The following is a 20,706-nucleotide window of genomic DNA, read 5'->3' as shown; positions in this document are numbered from 1 at the left end:
ACTAACTCTTTGAATCTGTGGAATCTGCAATCATCGCTTTAAGCTCGCATTCAGAAACGACATTATCATCGACAAACGCTTGTGCGCTCAAGCTCCAAATGCTCCCTCTGTGCTTAAGCACGCTGAGTTTATATACGAGTTTATCGCCCGGCACTACGGGGATTCTAAACTTTACATTATCAATCGTCATAAAATACACAATTTTGGTTTTTGCTTCCTCGACATTATCACCAAACATACTACAAAACGCGAGTAATCCCCCAGCCTGCGCCATTCCCTCAATCTGCATAACGCCCGGATAAATCGGCTGTCGTGGAAAGTGCCCTAAAAAGACCTCTTCGTTAATTGTTACATTTTTATATGCTTCGATACTTTCGTTTGGGATAAGGCTCACCACCCTATCAACCAATAGCATAGGATAGCGATGTGGGAGGATTTCTCTAATCTTATTTACATCCATCATTGTGTATTTGCCTTTTGTTTTAAAGTTGCAGACTTAAATAAAAAAGGTATTTTAGCAAAAAAATCCTAAAAATACGCACTAAAAAAATGCCTTGTCTTGTAACTTTTATTACAAATACAAAATCTGCATAAAATCAGAGAGAATTTAGGCAGATTCTATGAAATCTTGGGTATTTAACACTACATTTGTGCCAAAGCTCACTTATTCTTCCATATAATTTTTGAGTTTGCGCCCGACTTTTGGGTGTTTTAACTTTTTAATCGCACTCGATTCTATTTGTCGCACGCGCTCTCGCGTTACACCAAGCTCATTGCCAATCTCTTCAAGCGTGCGGTCGCTCTCATCTGGGAGCAACCCAAAGCGCATTCTAATAACTCTCACTTCCCTATCATTGAGTTGCTCTAGCACATCATCAATTTGGGCTTTTAAATCCTCTTTTAAAATGAAATCCATTGGACCAACGGCGTTTTTATCCTCGACAAAATCTCCAAACTTCCCGTCATCATCATTGCCCACAGGAGCTTCTAAGCTAATTGGCTCTTTGGTAATTTTAATCACATTTTTTACTTTATCCACAGGCAAGCCCACTTCTTTAGCGATGAACTCTACATCTGGCTCTTTGCCTGTCTCTTGTATAGACTTACGCATAATCTTGTGGATTCTGTTAATCGTCTCAATCATATGGATTGGGATTCTTATCGTGCGTGCTTGGTCAGCGATTGCACGCGAAATAGCTTGGCGAATCCACCAAGTCGCATAAGTAGAAAACTTAAAGCCCTTTTTGTATTCAAACTTATCTACCGCTTTCATTAGCCCGATATTTCCCTCTTGGATTAAGTCCAAAAACGGCAACCCACGATTGGTGTAGCGTTTGGCAATGCTTACTACAAGGCGCAAATTTGATTTTGCCATTTTTGCCTTTGCCTTATCTGAAATGTTTTTCCCACGCTTAATTTGCTCTAAAATTTCTTTGAGTTTCTCTGGCTCTAGGTTAAACCCGCCCTCACTTGCCTCTTTTGTTTTAAAGAGCTTTTGAATCTCTACATACGCACTCACCATCGTGGCTTCTGGCACACTAGCGACAATGTCTTCGCGACTCATTGAAGTAATTTTAGAGAGAATCTCTTGGTGATTTTGCTTAAGCGTATCATTAAAAAGTGGGAGTTTATACTCAAGTCTTTTGAGCTCTTTTTCAAACCCATCGCCACTTTTTAGTGTATTTTCCATCGCTTTGACAAGCTCGTTAATAAGTTTGCTCGTAGGACCTAAATCGAGCAATTTGTCCTTTAAAATCTGCTTTTTGTGTGCGAGCAAGAGAATCTGTGCCAAATCCTCATCACTCTTAGCTTTATTTTTTTTCTCTTTTTCATTGATTGTGTTTTCTGTGTTAAGGACTTTAAGCCAATCGCGCTTGGCTTTATCAAGTGCTTTAAAACTCTCTAACACTTTTTCTACGCGCTTTTTATCCTTACGCTTGGCGACTTTTGAGACTTTTTTATCCTCGAGTGTTTGCTTTGGGCTTTCAGATTCTAAATCGCTCTCCTCGACATCTAGCTCCAATGATTCAGAATCTTCACCCTCCTCCTCATCATCAAAACTTTTAAAAAGCTCCTTTACGCGTCTCTCTCTATTGATAAGCGCGTCTTTGTAATCATAGATAAAATCAATAAGATAAGGCACGGAGCAAATCGCATCTAAAATAGTGCTCTCTCCAATTTCTATTTTTTTAGACAAATCCACCTCTTCTTCTTTGGTAAGAAGTGGCACTTGCCCCATTTCACGCAGATACATTCGCACAGGACTATCACTCCTGCTCCACTCTAAGAGCTCTTTATCTTTAGTGAAGTCAAACTCGCTCTCTAATTCCTCATCTAAGATTCTCTTGCGCTCTTTTTGAGATTGGACTTTTTCTTTGTTGTTGAGCTTGATTGCTGCTTCTGAAGAGCTTAAAAGTTCTTTTTTGTATTTTTTTGCCATTTCGCGGATTTTTCGTGCTTGCGCGCTTGATGGTGCTTTGTTAAAAATTTGTGCAATTTTTTCGTAGGTTACATAACTACTTTCTTCCTCTTTAAAGAATTTTTCCAAAGAGCCCATTACTTCTTTGGCTTTTTTCTTATCAGTGCTTTTTTCATCTTCTCCATCAATGATAATCATCTCTTCCATATCAGCATCAGTCATCTCATCAAAGACATCGTTTTGTTCATTTTGCACTGCCATACGACACTCCTTAAAAGTTCTGCTTATTTTTTTGCATTTGTTACACCCTTTAAAATCGGCTAACTATCGACTAATGCTAAAAAAATTTAATACCAAAAACCATATTTTGGTAAATAAAACGCAAAATTTATAGAATTTTAAGGAATTTTTGTATCTAAATTCTGCAATTTTTCGCTCAAAGATTCTCTAACTTTTTGCTACAATGCCCTAAATTAAGGCTTTTAAAAAGCATTCTTAATGAATATCTTGCCAACACACCTAAACACTCTTTAATTTTGCTACAATTCCAAGTTAAATTCAACTTAAGGCTAAATGTATGGATTATAAAGATACGCTTATTTTACCCAACACAGATTTCCCAATGCGTGGTAACCTCACTGCTAGCGAACCACCCGTATATGCCAAATGGCAAGAAAAAAAAATATATGAAAAAATGCTAAAGGCAAATGAAAGCAGCAAAGATGCTTTTAATTTACACGATGGTCCCCCATACGCCAACGGACACTTGCATATCGGGCACACGCTTAATAAGATTCTTAAAGACATTGTAGTGAAATACCACTACTTCAAAGGTGAGAAAATCGCCTATACGCCGGGCTGGGATTGCCACGGATTACCCATTGAACAAAAGGTAGAGGAAAAACTTGGTAAGGCAAAAAAAGATACTTTGCCAAAATCAACCATTCGCCAAATGTGTAGAGATTGGGCGCAAAATTTCCTCACTATTCAAAGTGAGGAATTTCAAGCATTAGGAGTGCTTGGCAACTTTAAAAATCCTTATAAAACAATGGATTATGCCTTTGAGGCACAAATTTATCGCTCCCTTTGCCAAATCGCCAAAGAGGGCTTGCTCGTGCAACGATTAAAACCGATTTATTGGAGCTGGGCGTGTGAAACCGCGCTTGCAGACGCAGAAGTAGAATACCAAGATAAAGTTTCAGATTCTATCTTTGTGAAGTTTGCCCTAAGCGATGAGGCAAAACAATCTCTTAAGCTAGAATCTAGTGCAAATGAAGTTGGTGTAGTGATTTGGACGACCACACCTTGGACATTGCCAGCTAATGTGGGGATTGCAATCAATCCAAATGAAATCTATGTCCTTGCGCAAAATGGGTGCATTGTGGCAAAATCACTCTTTGAAAAACTTAAAGAAACTCTTGGCTTACAAACAATAACGCGTGAATTTAACGCGAAAGAATTAGAGAATCTAAAGGCGATAAATCCGCTTAATGGGCGAAATTCTGTGTTGATTTTAGCAGAATATGTCTCGCTTAATGATGGGAGTGGAGCGGTGCATACTGCGCCCGGGCACGGCGAAGATGATTACTACATTGGCTTGGAGTATGGATTAGAGGTTATTATGCCTGTTGATGATAAGGGGAATTTCTCGCCTTTGGTGGAGAGTCTTAATCTCCTGCCAAATGCAAAAGAATTTGTCGGTCAGCATATTTTTGATGCCCAACCACGCATTTTAGAGCTTTTAGGGGAGAATCTATTGCATTCAAGTAAAATTACGCACTCCTATCCACATTGCTGGCGTTCTCATAAACCTGTGATTTATCGTGCCACGACACAATGGTTTATTTTGCTCGATGAGCCATTCTTTGAGGGGAAAACTTTGCGCCAAATTGCCCTAAGTGAAATTGAAAAAACGACATTTTATCCACAAATTGGACGCAATAGAATCTATGGAATGGTGCAAAATCGCCCTGATTGGTGTATCTCTCGTCAAAGAGATTGGGGTGTGCCAATCGCATTTTTCATAGATAGCACAAATGGCGAGGCAATTTTAGATTCCGAAGTGTTAGAGCATATCGCACAAATATTTGAAAAACAAGGCTGTGATGCGTGGTGGGAGCGTGAAGTAGAAGAGTTACTCCCGCAAAGCTGGAAACACAGAGCAAAAGATTTGCAAAAAGGCAAACATATCTTAGATGTGTGGTTTGATAGCGGAAGCACTTGGAGTGCTGTGCTACAAAATCCCAAATACAATGCAGGCGCATATCCTGCGAGTATGTATTTGGAGGGGAGCGACCAACATAGAGGCTGGTTTCAAAGTTCATTGCTTGTGTCGTGCGCAATCAACAAAAAAGCCCCGTATAAAAGCGTGCTTACGCACGGATTCACAATGGATGCAAATGGGCGTAAAATGAGCAAATCATTAGGCAATGTGGTGCTTCCACAAGAAGTCATCAAGCAATATGGAAGCGAGATTCTAAGACTTTGGGTGGCATTAAGTGATTATCAAAATGACCAACGCATTTCTAATGAGATTTTAAAGCAAATTAGCGAGCAGTATAAAAAGGTGCGTAATACCATTCGATTCCTCCTTGCAAACACGCAGGGTTTGGAGAATCTCGCCCCGCTAAGCTCACAGATTGATAGCTACATTGTCGCACTCGCACAAAAGGAACTAAACACTGCAAACACACTCTTTGGTGAGTATGAGTTCGCTAAGGGCTTTAGTGTGATAATGAACTTCTTAAGCACGCATTTAAGTGGTGTGTATATGGATTTGTGTAAGGATAGCTTGTATTGTGATGGGATTGGCGATTCTCGTAGGCTCTCTATTCAAAGTGCTATGGCACTTATCTTACGCAAATTACTTTTCACTATCGCTCCTGTGCTGACATACACTGCGTATGAGGCATTTTCGCACGCAAGTGAATTGGTAAAAAACGGCGGGGAAGACATTTTTGACATACGCGATAGCGACTTAGATTCTCTTAGTAATCTCGCATATACAGCGGATTTTACTCGTTTAATGCACATTAGAGAGAAGTTTGGCGAATGCGTAGATGGGCTTAAAAAAGAAAAACTTATCAAATCCTCGCTAGAACTCTGCGTAATAAGCCCAAATAAGCAAGAGTTTAGCGAGTTGGAGCGATGGCTTATCGTAAGTGAATGCAAGAGTGCGCAAGATGGTGAGGAAATTTTGGGTGAATTTGGCATTGAAAACGCACAATCAAAAACCACCGAGACATTTTATATCGCCCGCGCCAAAAAGCATAAGTGCCCGCGCTGTTGGCAATTTATCGCGCCCAGCGAGGATTGCCTATGCGCGCGCTGTAAGCAAGTAGTCGGGTGAGAATCTAGCACAATAGGAAAATGGTATGGAAAATGTATTTGATTTAAGCAAGCCTTTTGGATATTTTGAAGCGTTTAGCACCATTGGTGTTGTGTTAGGATTGTCATTAGTGATATTTTTACTCCTGCGATACTTCCGCCCTAATTCGTAATAAAATATTTGCAATCATCAACTCTTTTAAACTTACTTTCTAAAATTACAATGATGAAAAATAATACATAATATTTATCGTATTGGATTAAATCTTTATGGGATTCTTGTGTGGGGAAGTTAGAGCAAAAACGCAAAGATTCTCTTATAGAATCTTTGCATCGTAGTTTGTGATTACACAATTCCTTGGTCAATCATCGCACCAGCCACTTTTCTAAAGCCAGCAATGTTTGCGCCAAGCACGAGATTCGTAGGCTCACCAAATTCCTTAGCCACTTCACTTGAAGCACGGAATATGCTCTCCATTATCTCGTGCAATCTTGCATCAACCACATCAAAACTCCACGGATTCATACTTGCATTTTGCGCCATTTCTAATCCGCTCACTGCCACGCCACCAGCATTTGCAGCTTTACCCGGACCATAAGCGATTTTTGCGTTGAGGAATTGATGCACCGCTTCGATAGTTGAAGGCATATTCGCTCCTTCACTCACGCATTTGCACCCATTTTTTAAGAGTATCTTAGCGTCCTCTTCGCTTACTTCATTTTGTGTCGCTGATGGGAATGCTGCAAAGCAAGGCACACTCCACACGCCATTTGTGCCCTTTTTATAATCGCTTGCTTTTGTGTATTTGGCACTTGATTTTTGTGCTGCATAAGATTCTAAAGATTCTCTACGAACCTCCTTAATCTCTTTTAGCAACGCCACATCAATACCATTCTCATCATAAATCATTCCTTTAGAATCACTTACCGTTACGGCTTTTGCGCCTAATTGATGGAGTTTCTCAACCGTGTAGATTGCCACATTGCCCGCACCTGAGACAGTGCAAGTCTTGCCCTGCAAGCTCTCGCCTCGCTCTTTTAGCATTTCCTCAGCAAAATACACACATCCATAGCCTGTGGCTTCTGTGCGCACTAAACTTCCGCCCCAAGCAAGAGCCTTGCCTGTGAGCACACCATCAAAACGATTGGTAAGACGCTTATATTGACCAAAAAGATAGCCAATCTCACGCCCTCCAACACCTATATCACCCGCTGGCACATCGGTAGTCGCACCAATATGACGGAAAAGCTCATTCATAAAACTTTGGCAAAATCGCATTACTTCGCCATCACTTTTGCCGTGTGGGTCGAAGTCGCTTCCACCCTTACCACCGCCCATAGCAAGCGTGGTAAGAGAGTTTTTAAGCACTTGCTCAAAGCCCAAAAACTTGATTACGCCCTCATTTACACTTGGGTGAAAGCGTAATCCTCCCTTATATGGTCCAATCGCTGAACTAAACTCAATACGATAGCCCCGATTAACCTGCACTTTACCATTATCATCAACCCAAGGCACACGAAAGTGAATCTCGCGCTCTGGGAGCACCATTCGCTCTAAAATCGCGTTTTTTTGGTATTTTGGATTTTTATCCACTTCTAAACGAAGAGAATCAAAAACCTCTTCTACGGCTTGATGAAAAAGCACCTGAGACGGAAAATTAGCCTTTAAGTTGGCTAGAACTTGCTGTGTATAAGACATTGTACGCTCCTTAATATTTTTTTACGAGGCGATTCTAACGAAATTAAACTTAAAAATTTTTTAAACATAATGAGAATCTTGCAATTTATGCAAAAATTCTACAAATAATTTCCCTAATTTACTATATTAAAAAATTATTTGTCTCAATATAGCACGACTGCAAAAACTACTTAAAAAGATAGAAAATAAAAAAGAAGGAACTTAATGTATGGGGAGCGAGCTTAAAAAACTCGCTTGAGAAGATTTTCTGCCTTAAGGATTGAGATAAGTCTATCCTCTCGCTTGCCAATGCCTTGAATGAGATTCTCTCCCTCACCAATGGTTTCTGGCACAGGGTCAATATCGCTTTGATTTATCCACATAGCCTCATTGAGTTTATCAATGACAAAACCCGCCATTTCATCGTGATTATGCACGACTAAATATCGTGTGTCTTTATCTTGCTTAATCGCATTAAGTCCAAACTTCATTCGTAAGTTAATAAGCGGATAGACACTTCCGCGTAGATTAAACACACCCAACACATAATTAGGTGTGCCCGGCACGCGTGTATATTCGATAGGTCGCTCGATTCCTTTTATATTAAGGATTGGCACAGCAAATTCTTCATTGCCAATAGTGAAGCTAATGACTTGCAACGCCTCCTCAATCTCGGTGTTTTTGTTATCAATTCCCTTTTGCTGGTCTTGCATTACTTTTTTTACTTGGTCGCTCATTTTTACTCTCCTGTCGTTTCAAGGTGAATGTTGCGTTTTACCACATTGGTTAAATACTCGGGTGTATAGGGCTTAGTGATATACTCTGTCATACCAGATTCTACCCCGCGCATTCTATCCGTCTTACTATTCCTACTTGTAACCGCAATCAGTGGCAGATTCTTAAATTTATTGTATTTTCGCACTTCGCTAGCGAAAGTATAACCATCCATCTTTGGCATCTCTATATCCACGAGCACGGCATCAAGTGGCTTATCGCTATTTTTGACAATTTCTAAACCGTCTAGCCCATTTGCTGCTTCTAGCACCGTTACGCCAAGCTTTTTAAGGCATTTTTTCATAATCGCTCTATCCGTGTTGCTATCATCAATAGCAAGCACGACATAATCCGCTGGAGAATTTTTGGTTTTTTGTGTTTCAGCCTCGTCCATTAGCTTATTGATGCTTACTTTTACACTTTTTGCCATTTCCATCATACCTGCGACATCGACAATAAGTGTAATCTTACCATCACCTCGCACAGTCGCTCCAGCTATGCCCTCTGTGCCTTTTAGGTAATAGCCAAGTGATTTAATAACCACCTCTTCTTGTCCCACAAGATAATCCACAATCACGCCTATCTTTTGGTCTGCAAGCCCGATGATGACTACATATACTTCATTCATCGCCTCTAAAACAGAATCTACCTTAAAAATATCCGCCAATCGCACGAGAGAAAGCACCTCATCGCGCAATCTTAGCACGCTCTTCCCATCAATAGCATAAATCTCCTCTTGGCTAATGCGCACCGTCTCAATAACCGATGAAAGCGGAATGGCATAATATTCCTCTTGCACACCCACAAGCAATGCTTGAATAATAGCAAGCGTAAGTGGGATTTTAAGTTTAAAGACCGTGCCCACACCCTTTTCGGAATCTATCTCAATGATTCCATTGAGTTTTTCGACATTCGTTTTCACCACATCCATTCCCACACCACGCCCAGAGACATTTGAGACGACTTTGGCGGTAGAAAAGCCCGGCTTAAAGATGATACCAAAGGCTTCTTTATCGCTCATTGTATCAGCCTCTCGCTCGCTGATTAAGCCTTTCTCAACTGCCTTTTGCTTAAGCATATCCGCATCTAAGCCCTTACCATCATCAACTACTTCAATAACGATATGATTTCCCTCGTTATATGCTTTCAAATCCACGCGTCCTGTTTCAGGCTTGCCAGCGATTTTTCTATCCTCTGGTGATTCCACACCGTGGTCGCAAGAGTTACGGATAATGTGAATAAGTGGGTCGCCAATTTCCTCAATAATAGATTTATCAAGCTCTGTTTCTTCACCTGTGATTACTAAGTCAATGCTTTTTTTCAAATCGCGTGATAAATCCCGCACCATTCTAGGGAATTTGTTAAATACCTTTCCAACAGGTTGCATACGCGTTTTCATCACCGCTAGCTGAATGTCGGTAGTAACGCTTGAAACGCTTGAAACAACTTGGTTAAGCTCCTCTAAGAATCGCTCGCCATCATATCGCTCCTCGACATCACCATAAATCTTAATAAGGCGGTTTTTGCCGAGCACAAGCTCACCAATGAGATTCATCAAATGGTCTAATCTACGGACATCTACACGCACAGTTTGCTCGACATTAGTCGCTGGAGCATTTCCGTCTTTTTTCTCTGCTGGTTTAGGAGCAGGTTTGGCCGCTGGCTTGGGAGCGGCGGCTGGAGCTGGTTGCGCTGGGGCAGCTTGAGCCTTTGGAGCTTCAGTAGCTGGTGCGCTTGGAGCTTGCACTTCTACTGCTACACCTTGTTTTTTAAGTTCCTCACGACGCGCCTTATCCGCCTCTTGTCGTTTTTTAAGCAATCGTTCAATCTCAGCATCAACTTGCTCGCCACTCATTGATGACACATCAATCTCTGGCTCATTTGCTAAAGGATTGGAGGAATCTGGGGCTGGAGTGGTGGCTGGAGCTGGTTGTGCTGGGGCGGCGGCTGGAGCTTCTGGGGCAGATTCCGCTGGAGCTGCGCCACCTGTGGAGATAGCTTGCAATCTTTTTACAATATCAGTGATGTCAATGCCACTATTAGAATCTGTGCCGTTATCCCTAATGGCGTTGAGTAGAGATTTCATCAAGTCAATCGAAGCAAGCACCACATCCATTACATCAGGAGTGATTTTTAACTCACCTCTACGCGCTTTATTGAGCACATCTTCCATATTGTGTGTAAGGCTTGTGAGAATGTCTAGGTTCAAAAATGAGCTAGAGCCTTTCACGGTGTGTGCCACACGGAAGATTCTATTAAGCAATTCCAAATCTTCTGGGTTGCTCTCTAGTTCGACTAAGTCTTGGTCGAGTTGCTCAACCATTTCAAAGGCTTCGACAAGGAAGTCCTCCATTATCTCTTGCATATCATCCATAAAAAACCTCCGCTTTAAATTTAAGTTTTAATCAACCCCAAAATTTAGTGTTTTTGGGATTGTAGCAAATTTTAGAGCTATTTAGATAAAATTTTAGAGATTTCATCATAAAATGACCCCGCATCAAATTTCACTAAATACGCATCAGCACCAACCTTTTTCCCCTTCTCCGCGCTAATTCTATCACAAATCGAAGAGTTAAAGACTACGGGAATGCTTGAAAACCGCCTATCTTGCTTCACTATTTCAGCAAAATGAAAGCCATCCATCTTTGGCATTTCCACATCTGAAACGATGATTTTAAGATGTTTGTTAAGCTCGTTGCCATACTTGGCATACAAACTCTCTAACTTTTGCAAGCCATCTTCGCCATTCACCGCCTCTACAAGCTCAAAGCCCGCATTGCCAAGAGAAGTGCGCAAAAGTTTGCGCGCAATAACACTATCATCTAAAATGAGAGCCATTCCGTCAAATTTGGGAATCTCGCGCGTAGAACCATCATCTTTAGACAGAGATTTCATCGGGTCGTAGAAATCCAAATCATCAATGATTCCCTCTAAATCGAGAATCAGCAGTGTTACACCATCTTCTATGCGGGTAGTGCCCGTGATTTTAGAGCGACTATTATCACCGCTCATACCAAACTCCGCGCCATCAATATCTTTCCAACTAATACGGCGGATTCTCTTTGCCTCGTGAATCACAAAGCCAATTTTAATGTTATTAAAAATCGCGATAATGACTTTTCTATCTCTATCCCTTGAGGTATCAGATTGCACTCTAATCCACTTGGTCAAATCCACCAACGGCACAATCTCTCCACGCAAATCAAAAGTCCCAATCACATAATCAGGTGCGGCGGGCAAATCAAAAATATGGTCTGGATAGACCACAACGCCCTCAACCTTAGCGACATTTATCCCATACACACCCTCATAAACTCTGTTATCTTCGCGTAGCTCATAGATTCTAAAATCTAATAGCTCCATTTCATTGGTGCTTAGACTAGGAATGCCTGATTTTTCGCCTAGCATATTTTGATTTCTCCCAAATATTATAATCTCTTTGACTTTAGTCCAAAACAATCGGCAATTTTATCAAATCTTTATATCATTGATTGTATCTATGAGGGTATTAAGGCATAAAGTTTCGCTATTTTCACAAAAAGCTGGCAAACACACATACAAAACTCCATCTTTGAGTTTGTGTGTGTTTAAATGAAAATGCCCCTCGATAATGATTTGTGGCATTTTTTTTTCTCTATGAGTAAAATATCGTGCATACAAATGCAATCTTCTCTCACAAAATGCCTCTGATTCCCCAGCAAATGGGCGCATTTTTTTACGCACGATTTTTTGCTCCAATGCCTCATATAACTTGCCAAAGCACGCTTTATTAAGCACTTTAATGACACTGCGACCAAAAGAAGAATTTAAGATTCCAATATACACTTTATAGCGCAAATTTAAAAACAAATCGCCGTGTGCTAAACTTACGCACTTCTCATTCAATGTCGCCAAAAGTGGCTGGCTTTTGCGTGGGATAAAACGCACGCGAGGGAGCAATGATTGTAATGATTGCAAGGCAAAGTCGTGATTACCCTCAAACCAAAAAACCTCGCTTCTTTGACTTACAATCTCTATAACCGCGAGCAATTTTTGGTTTGATTGCACGCTTGTGTGAATGTTGCCAACGAGCACTTGCGCAATATCACCCATTAAAAACACTTGCGAGCAACGCAAAGATTCTAAAAAACTTGGCAAATCTTTTGGCGTATAATCGCTAGAATCTGTGGCATTTATGTGGGGATTCTCACTAATAAGCGTGTAATCAAACCAATGAGAATCCGCGACAAACACCGCATCAGGGTTGATGACAATTTCTGTGTATTTTGACATTAAGCTATCAAACTTTTGGGATTGCGCAGTCCGCAGGGAATCCACACATTAAATTTGCATTTACTACCGCTTGGGAGCTCGCCCCGCGCATAAGATTATCAATCGCACTATTGACATAGAGCGCGTTTCCTCTTTTTGAAGCAAAAATATCGCACATATTAGTTTTGCATACATTGCTTACACGCACGGGGCTTTCACAGATTCTCACAAATTCCGCTCCCTTGTAGGTTTTTTGTAAAATTTCTAATGGCTCAATATCCTCGCTAAGCTCGGCAAAAACACTCACTAACATTCCACGCGTAATGGGGATAAGGTGGGGAATAAAATGGATTTGCAATTCCCTATTCCCAAAAAGAGCACATTTTTCTTCCATTTCGATTTGGTGGCGATGATTTAGCGGTGAATACGCAAAGATATTTTCGTTAATGCTGGGAAAATGTGTATTATCACTGAGCTTTTTCCCCGCGCCACTCACGCCACTTTTGGCATCGACAAAGATAGTATTTGACTTAATAAATGGCAAAAATGGCACAATGGCTAAAAGTGTCGCCGTTGGATAACAGCCCGGATTTGCCACCAAAGAAGCATTCGCAATTTCTCTTTTGGCATATTCTGGTAGCCCATATACTGCGCCTTGTAAATTATGCAAATCAATATGCGGACAATAAAACTTCTCATAATTTTGCGCGCTTAAGCGATAATCTGCGGACAAATCAACAACCTTTAGCCCACCGAGATTCTCTCCCAAGCCTTTGACAAACTCCATAGCACTTTTATGCGGTAGAGCTAAAAACACTATATCACAACTTGCAATCGCCTCTTGTGGGTCTGCCTTTTTTACCTCACATTCAAAGATTCCCTTAAACTCGGGGTGAATGTGCTCTATGTTTGTTTGCCCCTGCGAGTTTGCCAGCAAAGTAATCTCAAAATGTGGATGGGGAAGCAAAATCTTTAATAACTCTGCACCCGTATAGCCACTTACTCCAATGATTCCAGCGCGTAAGCGTTTCATTTCCTCTCCTAACCAACCTTACAATCTTTTTGCAATGATTGCATAAAATTTTCCACGATTGTAACAAAATGTTTTAAACTTGCTAAATCAAGCCTCTCTTGCGTGCTATGCGGGAAATCTATGCTAGGACCGATAGAGAGAATCTTTAAAGACTCGCTCTTGCCACCACTTTTAGCGCGTAGCTCACTAATGCGCTTTTGCAAAATCCCGCATTCTAATCCCGCGTGAATCTGCACCACACTTGGTGTGATGTCGCACACATTAAATTCTTTCATAAGGAGTTGTAAAAGTGTGTCATCATCGTGTATGCTTCGTTTCCACGCTCCGTAAAAATCACTTATCTCCACTGCAAAGTCCTGCATTTGTAGTGATTGTTGTAAGTGTGTCTTGGTGTGTGCGAGTTTTTCATCATCATTTGCCCGCGCCATAATGCTTAGACTAAAAGTCGGCGTTGGAGCAAGCTCTAATTCACAAAGAGAAAGATTTGCGGAGTTTAGCACCACCGCGCCATCACTCTCATACACGCCACTTTTTATCTCTAGCAAAATAGGGAGAATCTGCTCTTTAGCAAAGCTAAGATTCTCACCCCACTCGCATTGTCTAAAGGCAAACCCCCAATTTTTAACACTCTTTAGGCAAAGAGATTGCGTGGATTCCTCAAAAGATTCTAAATGATTACAAAATTTTCCTAACGCCAAAGAATCAAGCAAATCTCGCTCGCTTGCGATAACTACCTCAACGCCCGTTGGAATAGAATTTCGCTTCTCCCCACCCTTAAAGCGCATAATCTCGCAAGGCAACTCTCCTAACAACTTCGCGCACTCAATAATAGCATTATCGCGTCCCTTGTTTATATCAATCCCGCTATGCCCCCCTTGGAATCCAAACGCGGTAATGGTGTAAAAATGCGCATATTTGCGCTTTTGAGGAATAAGAGATTTTTTTGCATTTATATCCATACCGCCCGCGCAACCAAGCACAATTTCATTGATATTTTCAGAATCTAAATTAAGCATAATGGTAGCGTGTATTGGCAGTTGCAATGCCTTTGCCCCAAGCATACCCACTTCCTCATCATTGGTAAAAAGACATTCTATATCATCATATTTGTTTGCCAATGCCAAGCACAGCGCGATAGCAACGCCATTATCCGCACCAAGCGAAGAATCTCGCGCGCGTAAAAATCGCCTCTCTCCTTGCGCTTCCTCATAGAGCTCAAGTGGCTTTTTCTCTCGCGCTTCCCCCACCGCTACCATATCATAATGCCCCTGTAAGCAACATTTTGGATTGCCCTTTAGCAAATGGATATTGCGCGCTTCATCGACACTGACTTGCGCGCCTAATTTTTCGCATTCTTGCAATAAAAATTCAAAAAGCAATGTTGTATCATAGCTAGCGTGCGGGATACTAGCGATTTTGCCAAAATATTCAAGTGTTTTTTGTATCATATTCTCTCATTTATGCAATTTGTTTAGATAAAACAGGTGCGATTATAGCAAAACAAATAAGAGATTTGTATAAGTGCATAGTCTTTCCCTTGATTGTAAATAGATTTTTTGCTATGTTATGCGCGTTAAACACAAAATCAAAACCCTCATAAAAAGAGGAACATAAAAGGAGAGACAATGAAAGTCTATGAAAATATCACCGACATTATCGGCAAAACACCAATCATAAGCCTAAAGCAAATCGCGCCAAACCTCTATGGCAAGTGCGAGTTTCTAAACCCTAGCCATTCGGTCAAAGACAGGGCGGCGTATGCGATGATAGATGAGGCACTCAAAAGTGGCAAGATAAACCAAGACACCACCATTGTAGAATGCACAAGTGGCAATATGGGAATCTCACTAGCAATGATTTGCGCGAGCTTGGGGCTAAAGATAATCCTCACAATGCCAGAATCTATGAGTATCGAGCGTAGGAAAATGGTGCAACTCTTTGGCGCGAAGCTCGAGCTAACCCCCGCAAGCGAGGGAATGAAAGGCGCGCTCAACAAGGCAAATGAGATTTTAGCTAATACGCCAAATGCCTTTATGCCAAGCCAATTTAGCAACCTTGCAAACAAAGAAATGCACAAAAAAACGACTGCAGTTGAGATTTGGGAGAGCTTTGGCTCTAATTTAGATTATTTTGTCGCGGGATTTGGCACAGGCGGGACGATAAGCGGTGTGGGCGAAGTGCTCAAAGAAAAAAACCCAAATATCAAAATCATAGGCGTTGAGCCAGCTGCTTCGCCACTGCTTAGCAAAGGACAAGCAGGCGGGCATAAGATTCAAGGCATTGGCGCGAACTTTATCCCTGAGATTTTAAACCGCAATGTGATAGATGAAATCGCGTGCGTGGAGAACGATGACGCTATCGCTATGGCGCAAAGGCTTGGCAAAATCGGCATAATGGTGGGAATCTCCAGCGGTGCAAATGTAAGCGCGGCTCTCAAAATCGCACGCGAGCATAGCGATAAAACGATTTTAACTGTGCTTAATGACACCGCCGAGCGATATTTAAGCACGGATTTGTTTAATACTTTGTAAAACTTAAAAGTCGTGTCTTGCAAAGGCGCGACTTAACCCACAAATAAGCCCAAATAAGGTCGGCAATGCTTAAACTACAACCCATAGAATCCATAGAAGCGCAAAAGTTTTTTACACCATTATACTTTCAAAGTAATCCATTACACGATAGTGAGGTGAGATTTGACAATGCCTTGCAAGAATATCACAAAAAACTCCAAAATTCTAGCCAGCAAAATGAGCGCGCAAAAGCAGAGATTTTGGGAGGATTTTTCAGGGCACTAGGCTTTGATGAAGATGAAGTGGTTGTGGGAGATTCTCAAAAGGGCAATAGTGAAATTGATATAAGCATTAAAAAACGCGATAAAGTCAGCGTGATATGCGAAGTCAAAGCCCCAAAAAGCCCTGAAATGATAAGACTCGATAATTATAACACAAAATCTCTACACCAAACCATACTGTATTATTTACGAGAAAAGACAAGAACCAACAACGAAGTAAAATTTATCATAATCACAAATTTCACACAATTTTATATTTTTAGGGAGGCGCAGTTTGATAAGTTTTTCTACCAAGACAAAAGAATCCGTGAGCTTTTCAAACAATTACCAGAAAATCACGCCAATCTTACCACAAAGATTCCAAAAAGCGAGCAAGACAACAACCAAGACTTCTACACCAACATAAAAGAGTATTTAGCGAGCGATGAATATGAGAGATTTTTAGTAACAGAGGGATTGCAAGCCTTGCAGCCGTTGTTTTTGGATTTAGATTCCCTAAGAGATTCTAAGGATTATAAACCCTTTATCAAAGCCTTTCATAGAGATTTTTTACTCGGCGAGTTTAACCCCAACATCAACAACCAAATTAGCGAAAATTTCTATAAAGAATTGCTCTATATTTTAGGCTTACAGCAAGGTAAAGATAAAGAAAAGCTCACACCAAGAGCAAACAACAATGGAACGCTGTATGATAATATACTCCACAAACTTGCGCCAGAAGATAAAAATTTTGAAAATGTGATGAAGCTCATAATCCTATGGCTAAATAGAATCTTATTTTTAAAGCTCATCGAGGCAAACCTCGTTAGATTCTCGACAGATAGGCAATTAGGGGGGGGATAGGTTCTTTGAATCTGGCACAATCCAAGATTTTGGCACACTGAGCGAGCTGTTTTTTGAGATTCTCGCGCTCCCCCACGATAAAAGGCACGATACAAACTCGCCATTTTACCACCTCCCTTATCTCAACTCATCACTCTTTCAAAGACAAAACATTGAGAATCCACACAATCAAGCATTCTTGCTAGAGATTTCAAGTCTTAATAATCAAGCAAAATTATCCTACTATCCCCACACACAAATCAAAGAAGCCACAGGCAAAAGCAAAAAAGGCGAAGTGAAATTTTTATCCTATTTATTTGAGTTTTTAAACGCCTTTGACTTTGGCACTGCAGAGGTAGAAGCACAAGGCAAGACGCTTATTAGCGCAAGCATTTTAGGCAATGTCTTTGAGAGACTAAATGCGTATAAAGACGGCTCATTTTATACACCTAGCGCGATTACAGCATATATGTGTAAGGAGAGTTTAGAGCGAGTTGTCTTACAGAAGTTTAATGAGGCAAATCCTAAGTGGCAATGCAAACATATAAGTGATATACAAGATGAAATTAAAATGGAAATGAGACAAAGCGCGGATAGAAACGCTATCAAACAAAAGTATAAAACCTTGCTCCAAGGCATTCGCATTTGCGACCCTGCTGTGGGGAGCGGACACTTCCTCGTATCCGCGCTCAATGCTATGATACAGATACATTATGACCTGCATTTAATCAATAGCGATATTACACATTTAGAAATCATCGATGATGAGATAGATATAGCAGATTTCTCGTATAAAAGAGATTCACAAGGCAGAGAGTATCAAATCCAAAAAGAACTTTTCACGCTCAAACAATCCATAATCGAAAACAACCTTTTTGGCGTGGATATAAACCCAAACTCGGTGGAGATTTGCAGGCTACGATTATGGATTGAATTGCTTAAAAATAGCTATTATCTCACGCAGGGCGATGAGGGATATGAGTCAACTTTAAGCGCGCATATCCACCAAATGCAAACCCTCCCAAATATCGATATAAATATCAAATGTGGAAATAGCCTGCTCTCAAATATCGCGCTAGATATTGCCAAAGACAAGCTAGAAAAACAGCTAAAAGATTTGCTCCAATCCGCAGGACTTTTCACCATGACTGATAAAGTAGAAAATAACAAAAAACAAACCTTAGTCTTTAGCTATGAAATCAAAGCGATTTTAAATGATTTAAAAAATAAACTCCCTCGACAAATCGAAATCTACAAAGAAGCCACAAACGCCTACAAAAACGAAACACACAAAGACTTAAAAGCACAGCATAAATGCAAAATACAATCCGCCAAAGACTTTATCCTAAATCTTTTTGTCAAAACGCACCCTACATATCGAGAATTTAAAATCCTTTTTGCAGAATATCTCAAAACTTATGGTTGCAATGGTATCGATAATGCGCGAATGGTAAATATCGACATAGCAGAACTACAAGAGTGGCAGAACAAACTAAACACTTATATAAATGACTTTAATTTTCATCAGATAATCCTTGATATTCCTAAAGCAGATGACCCACGCGAATTTGTGGAACGCGATTTTATCGCATTGGTAAAGTCTATGAATGCCTATGAAAATATCGCAAATGAAGCAAAATCTTCTTTTGAATGGAGATTTGCATTCCCCGAAGTTTTAGACGAAAATGGCGACTTTATGGGATTTGATTTAGTGATAGGCAATCCACCGTATGGTGCGGATTTAAGCAAAGAGGATAGAGAAAAATATAAGCAAATTTATAAACTCAACTCGACAAATACCGCGCAACTTTTTATTTTGCTCGGCGATAAAATCACAAGTCCAAATGGCATAAATACCTTTATCGTGCCAAAATCCCTTGCCTATGTCGCCAAATGGAAACCCTTGCGCGAAGTGCTAAACCCAAATCTTTATTTGCTAGCAGATTGTGGCAAGGCGTGGAATTATGTCAAGCTTGAAATGGTAATCTATGTCGTGCATAAAAATCACAAATATGAAAATTATAAAAGCATTTTCTTTAAAAATTCGGAATCTAGTCAATCTCAAACGCAAAGTCAAAGCATTATTGTTGATAAAAAACTTATTGATTTATTTGGGATATTTGTCAATGGCTTAACCAAAAGAGAGTTGGATTTGGGGATTAAAATTTGTAAAAATTGCAAACAAACACTTTTAGATTTTGCAGAATGTTATCGTGGTGATAGTTTTCAAAAATTTATGAATGAAGATTCAAAAGGATACAAAGTTTTGGGTGGAAATGAAATCCAAAGATACACAATAAGTGGTGTTAAGGGTTATATTGACAAAAACAAAATCGGCGAACATTCCACAATAAAGGACAATGGCATTTTATTGCAACGAATCATCTCACACATTGATAATCCAACATCACACATAAAATTTACAGGCACGATTACTAATGATAAAAGCTACAAAATCGTTAATACAATTTTTCAAATAATTTGCAAAGAGGATATTTCAAATAAGTTTATTTTAGGGTTATTTCACTCAAAACTCATAAATTGGTATGCACACAGATTTGCTTATGCTAAAGCGATTCGCTCGATGGATTTTTCTAACGAAGTGGCAGGAAAAATCCCTATCCCAAAAATAGATTCCAAAAATCGCAAAATCGCCGATGAGATTGCAAATCTCGTGGATACGATTTTGGAGTCAAAAAATCTTTGTCATACTGAGCTTTCGCAAGAAAGCGAAGTATCTCAATCAACAAAAGAGATTTTTTGCTCCGCTCAAAATGACAACAAAGATATTTCGGTTTCTGCGAAACCTCAATATGACACAAAAATCAAAGATTTACAATCCCAAATCGACTCGCTAGTCTATGCACTTTATGGATTGGATTCCCACGAGATTGGCATAATCAAAAACTCATAAATATTTATGCTAAAATTGCACAAAAATTTTACACAAAAGGACAGCTATGCAACGCTATACGATAAATCTAAGCAAGATTCAAGCTTCTTATATCTTGCCATTGCTTGATGATTTGCATATCGACTATGCACCAAATAACCAGACACAAGACTTCATAGCACAGGTAGAACAAGACGCTAAAGACTATGAAAAAGGCAAGCTAAAAACCAAGACTCTACCGCAGTATAAAGAGCAAATGCAAGACTTTATGCAGGACTTACAAGCGAAATATGCACATTGAATTTAGCGAACGATTTATAGCACAACTCCAAGTGGTGCTAGATTTTATCGCACAAGATAGCATTGCAAATGCGCTAAATTTTGAGTGCGAATTTTTAGACAAAATCCAACAGCTAGATTCTATGCCACGCAAATATCGAAAATCAATCCACTTTAGCAACCCAAATATCCGCGATTTTATTTACAAGGGCTATGTCGTGCATATCTCATAGATAGCGACAAGGATAAACTAGTGATTTTGGGGATTTGCAAATGGAATCTGTGGCAACCAAACGAATAAAATATCAAATATTAGTAACACAAAATGTTGTAGATAAAATTTTAAAGCTAAAAGCGTCATTGCGAGGTGTGGCGAAGCTACAACGAAGCAATCCAAACAAAAAATAAAACTAACCTTTTACAAAGCCTAGATTCGCAC

The 20,706-nt window shown here is 40.1% G+C and carries 16 protein-coding genes and 1 pseudogene; 8 read left to right on the top strand and 9 right to left on the bottom strand.

The window, feature by feature from the left end; all coding sequences use genetic code 11:
- Position 1: 1 nt before the first annotated feature.
- Both fabZ and rpoD read right to left on the bottom strand, forming a co-directional pair.
- On the bottom strand, positions 2 to 463 hold the full coding sequence (gene fabZ, locus ACWIWK_RS02705) for a 3-hydroxyacyl-ACP dehydratase FabZ (RefSeq protein WP_454150600.1): 462 nt from the start codon (positions 461 to 463) through the stop codon (positions 2 to 4).
- 201 nt (positions 464 to 664) lie between these two features.
- On the bottom strand, positions 665 to 2,680 hold the full coding sequence (rpoD, locus tag ACWIWK_RS02700) for an RNA polymerase sigma factor RpoD (protein ID WP_454150598.1): 2,016 nt from the start codon (positions 2,678 to 2,680) through the stop codon (positions 665 to 667).
- 316 nt (positions 2,681 to 2,996) lie between these two features.
- Between rpoD and ileS the strand changes: the two genes are divergently transcribed.
- Both ileS and ACWIWK_RS02690 read left to right on the top strand, forming a co-directional pair.
- The gene (ileS, locus tag ACWIWK_RS02695) at positions 2,997 to 5,768 is read left to right on the top strand and encodes an isoleucine--tRNA ligase (RefSeq protein ID WP_454150596.1); all 2,772 of its coding nucleotides are present in this window, start codon (positions 2,997 to 2,999) and stop codon (positions 5,766 to 5,768) included.
- Positions 5,769 to 5,793: 25 nt separating this feature from the next.
- Complete coding sequence (locus ACWIWK_RS02690) at positions 5,794 to 5,919, top strand: hypothetical protein (protein ID WP_454150594.1); 126 nt, start codon at positions 5,794 to 5,796, stop codon at positions 5,917 to 5,919.
- Between the two features lie 173 nt (positions 5,920 to 6,092).
- On the opposite strand, the gene gdhA is transcribed toward ACWIWK_RS02690, so the two are convergent.
- The 7 genes from gdhA to ACWIWK_RS02655 form a co-directional block, all read right to left on the bottom strand.
- Positions 6,093 to 7,445, bottom strand: coding sequence for an NADP-specific glutamate dehydrogenase (gdhA, locus tag ACWIWK_RS02685; RefSeq protein WP_454150592.1), 1,353 nt, complete (start codon positions 7,443 to 7,445; stop codon positions 6,093 to 6,095).
- Between the two features lie 221 nt (positions 7,446 to 7,666).
- The gene (locus tag ACWIWK_RS02680; protein ID WP_454150590.1) at positions 7,667 to 8,161 is read right to left on the bottom strand and encodes a chemotaxis protein CheW; all 495 of its coding nucleotides are present in this window, start codon (positions 8,159 to 8,161) and stop codon (positions 7,667 to 7,669) included.
- 2 nt (positions 8,162 to 8,163) lie between these two features.
- Positions 8,164 to 10,572, bottom strand: coding sequence for a chemotaxis protein CheW (locus ACWIWK_RS02675; RefSeq protein WP_454150588.1), 2,409 nt, complete (start codon positions 10,570 to 10,572; stop codon positions 8,164 to 8,166).
- A 77-nt stretch (positions 10,573 to 10,649) separates the two neighbouring features.
- Positions 10,650 to 11,606, bottom strand: a complete 957-nt coding sequence (locus ACWIWK_RS02670; RefSeq protein WP_454150586.1) for a chemotaxis protein CheW — start codon at positions 11,604 to 11,606, stop codon at positions 10,650 to 10,652.
- 63 nt (positions 11,607 to 11,669) lie between these two features.
- Positions 11,670 to 12,470 (bottom strand): metallophosphoesterase, encoded by an 801-nt coding sequence (locus ACWIWK_RS02665; RefSeq protein ID WP_454150584.1) that lies wholly within the window; start codon positions 12,468 to 12,470, stop codon positions 11,670 to 11,672.
- A 7-nt stretch (positions 12,471 to 12,477) separates the two neighbouring features.
- Positions 12,478 to 13,482 (bottom strand): N-acetyl-gamma-glutamyl-phosphate reductase, encoded by a 1,005-nt coding sequence (gene argC / locus ACWIWK_RS02660; protein WP_454150583.1) that lies wholly within the window; start codon positions 13,480 to 13,482, stop codon positions 12,478 to 12,480.
- A gap of 8 nt (positions 13,483 to 13,490) precedes the next feature.
- A complete protein-coding gene (locus ACWIWK_RS02655; protein ID WP_454150581.1) occupies positions 13,491 to 14,930 on the bottom strand; it encodes a M20/M25/M40 family metallo-hydrolase in 1,440 nt (479 codons plus the stop codon).
- A gap of 177 nt (positions 14,931 to 15,107) precedes the next feature.
- On the opposite strand from ACWIWK_RS02655, the gene cysK reads away from it, so the two are divergent.
- The 6 genes and pseudogenes from cysK (at position 15,108) to ACWIWK_RS02625 (ending at position 20,500) form a co-directional block, all read left to right on the top strand.
- A complete protein-coding gene (gene cysK, locus ACWIWK_RS02650; protein WP_454150579.1) occupies positions 15,108 to 16,013 on the top strand; it encodes a cysteine synthase A in 906 nt (301 codons plus the stop codon).
- Positions 16,014 to 16,078: 65 nt separating this feature from the next.
- Positions 16,079 to 17,116: a DUF7149 domain-containing protein gene (locus tag ACWIWK_RS02645; protein WP_454150577.1), complete on the top strand. Its 1,038-nt coding sequence runs from the start codon at positions 16,079 to 16,081 to the stop codon at positions 17,114 to 17,116.
- 10 nt (positions 17,117 to 17,126) lie between these two features.
- Positions 17,127 to 17,465 (top strand): annotated as a pseudogene (locus ACWIWK_RS02640) (type IIG restriction enzyme/methyltransferase); the annotation flags it as partial.
- A gap of 99 nt (positions 17,466 to 17,564) precedes the next feature.
- Positions 17,565 to 20,009, top strand: coding sequence for an Eco57I restriction-modification methylase domain-containing protein (locus ACWIWK_RS02635; RefSeq protein WP_454152011.1), 2,445 nt, complete (start codon positions 17,565 to 17,567; stop codon positions 20,007 to 20,009).
- 46 nt (positions 20,010 to 20,055) lie between these two features.
- Positions 20,056 to 20,289: a hypothetical protein gene (locus tag ACWIWK_RS02630; RefSeq protein ID WP_454150575.1), complete on the top strand. Its 234-nt coding sequence runs from the start codon at positions 20,056 to 20,058 to the stop codon at positions 20,287 to 20,289.
- Positions 20,279 to 20,500, top strand: a complete 222-nt coding sequence (locus tag ACWIWK_RS02625) for a type II toxin-antitoxin system RelE/ParE family toxin (RefSeq protein ID WP_454150573.1) — start codon at positions 20,279 to 20,281, stop codon at positions 20,498 to 20,500. The genes ACWIWK_RS02630 and ACWIWK_RS02625 overlap by 11 nt, the downstream gene beginning before the upstream one ends.
- The last annotated feature ends 206 nt before the right edge of the window (positions 20,501 to 20,706 follow it).

The sequence above is a fragment of the Helicobacter sp. 23-1048 genome (genome assembly GCF_053654545.1).
This window is presented reverse-complemented; position numbering and strand designations above follow the sequence as displayed.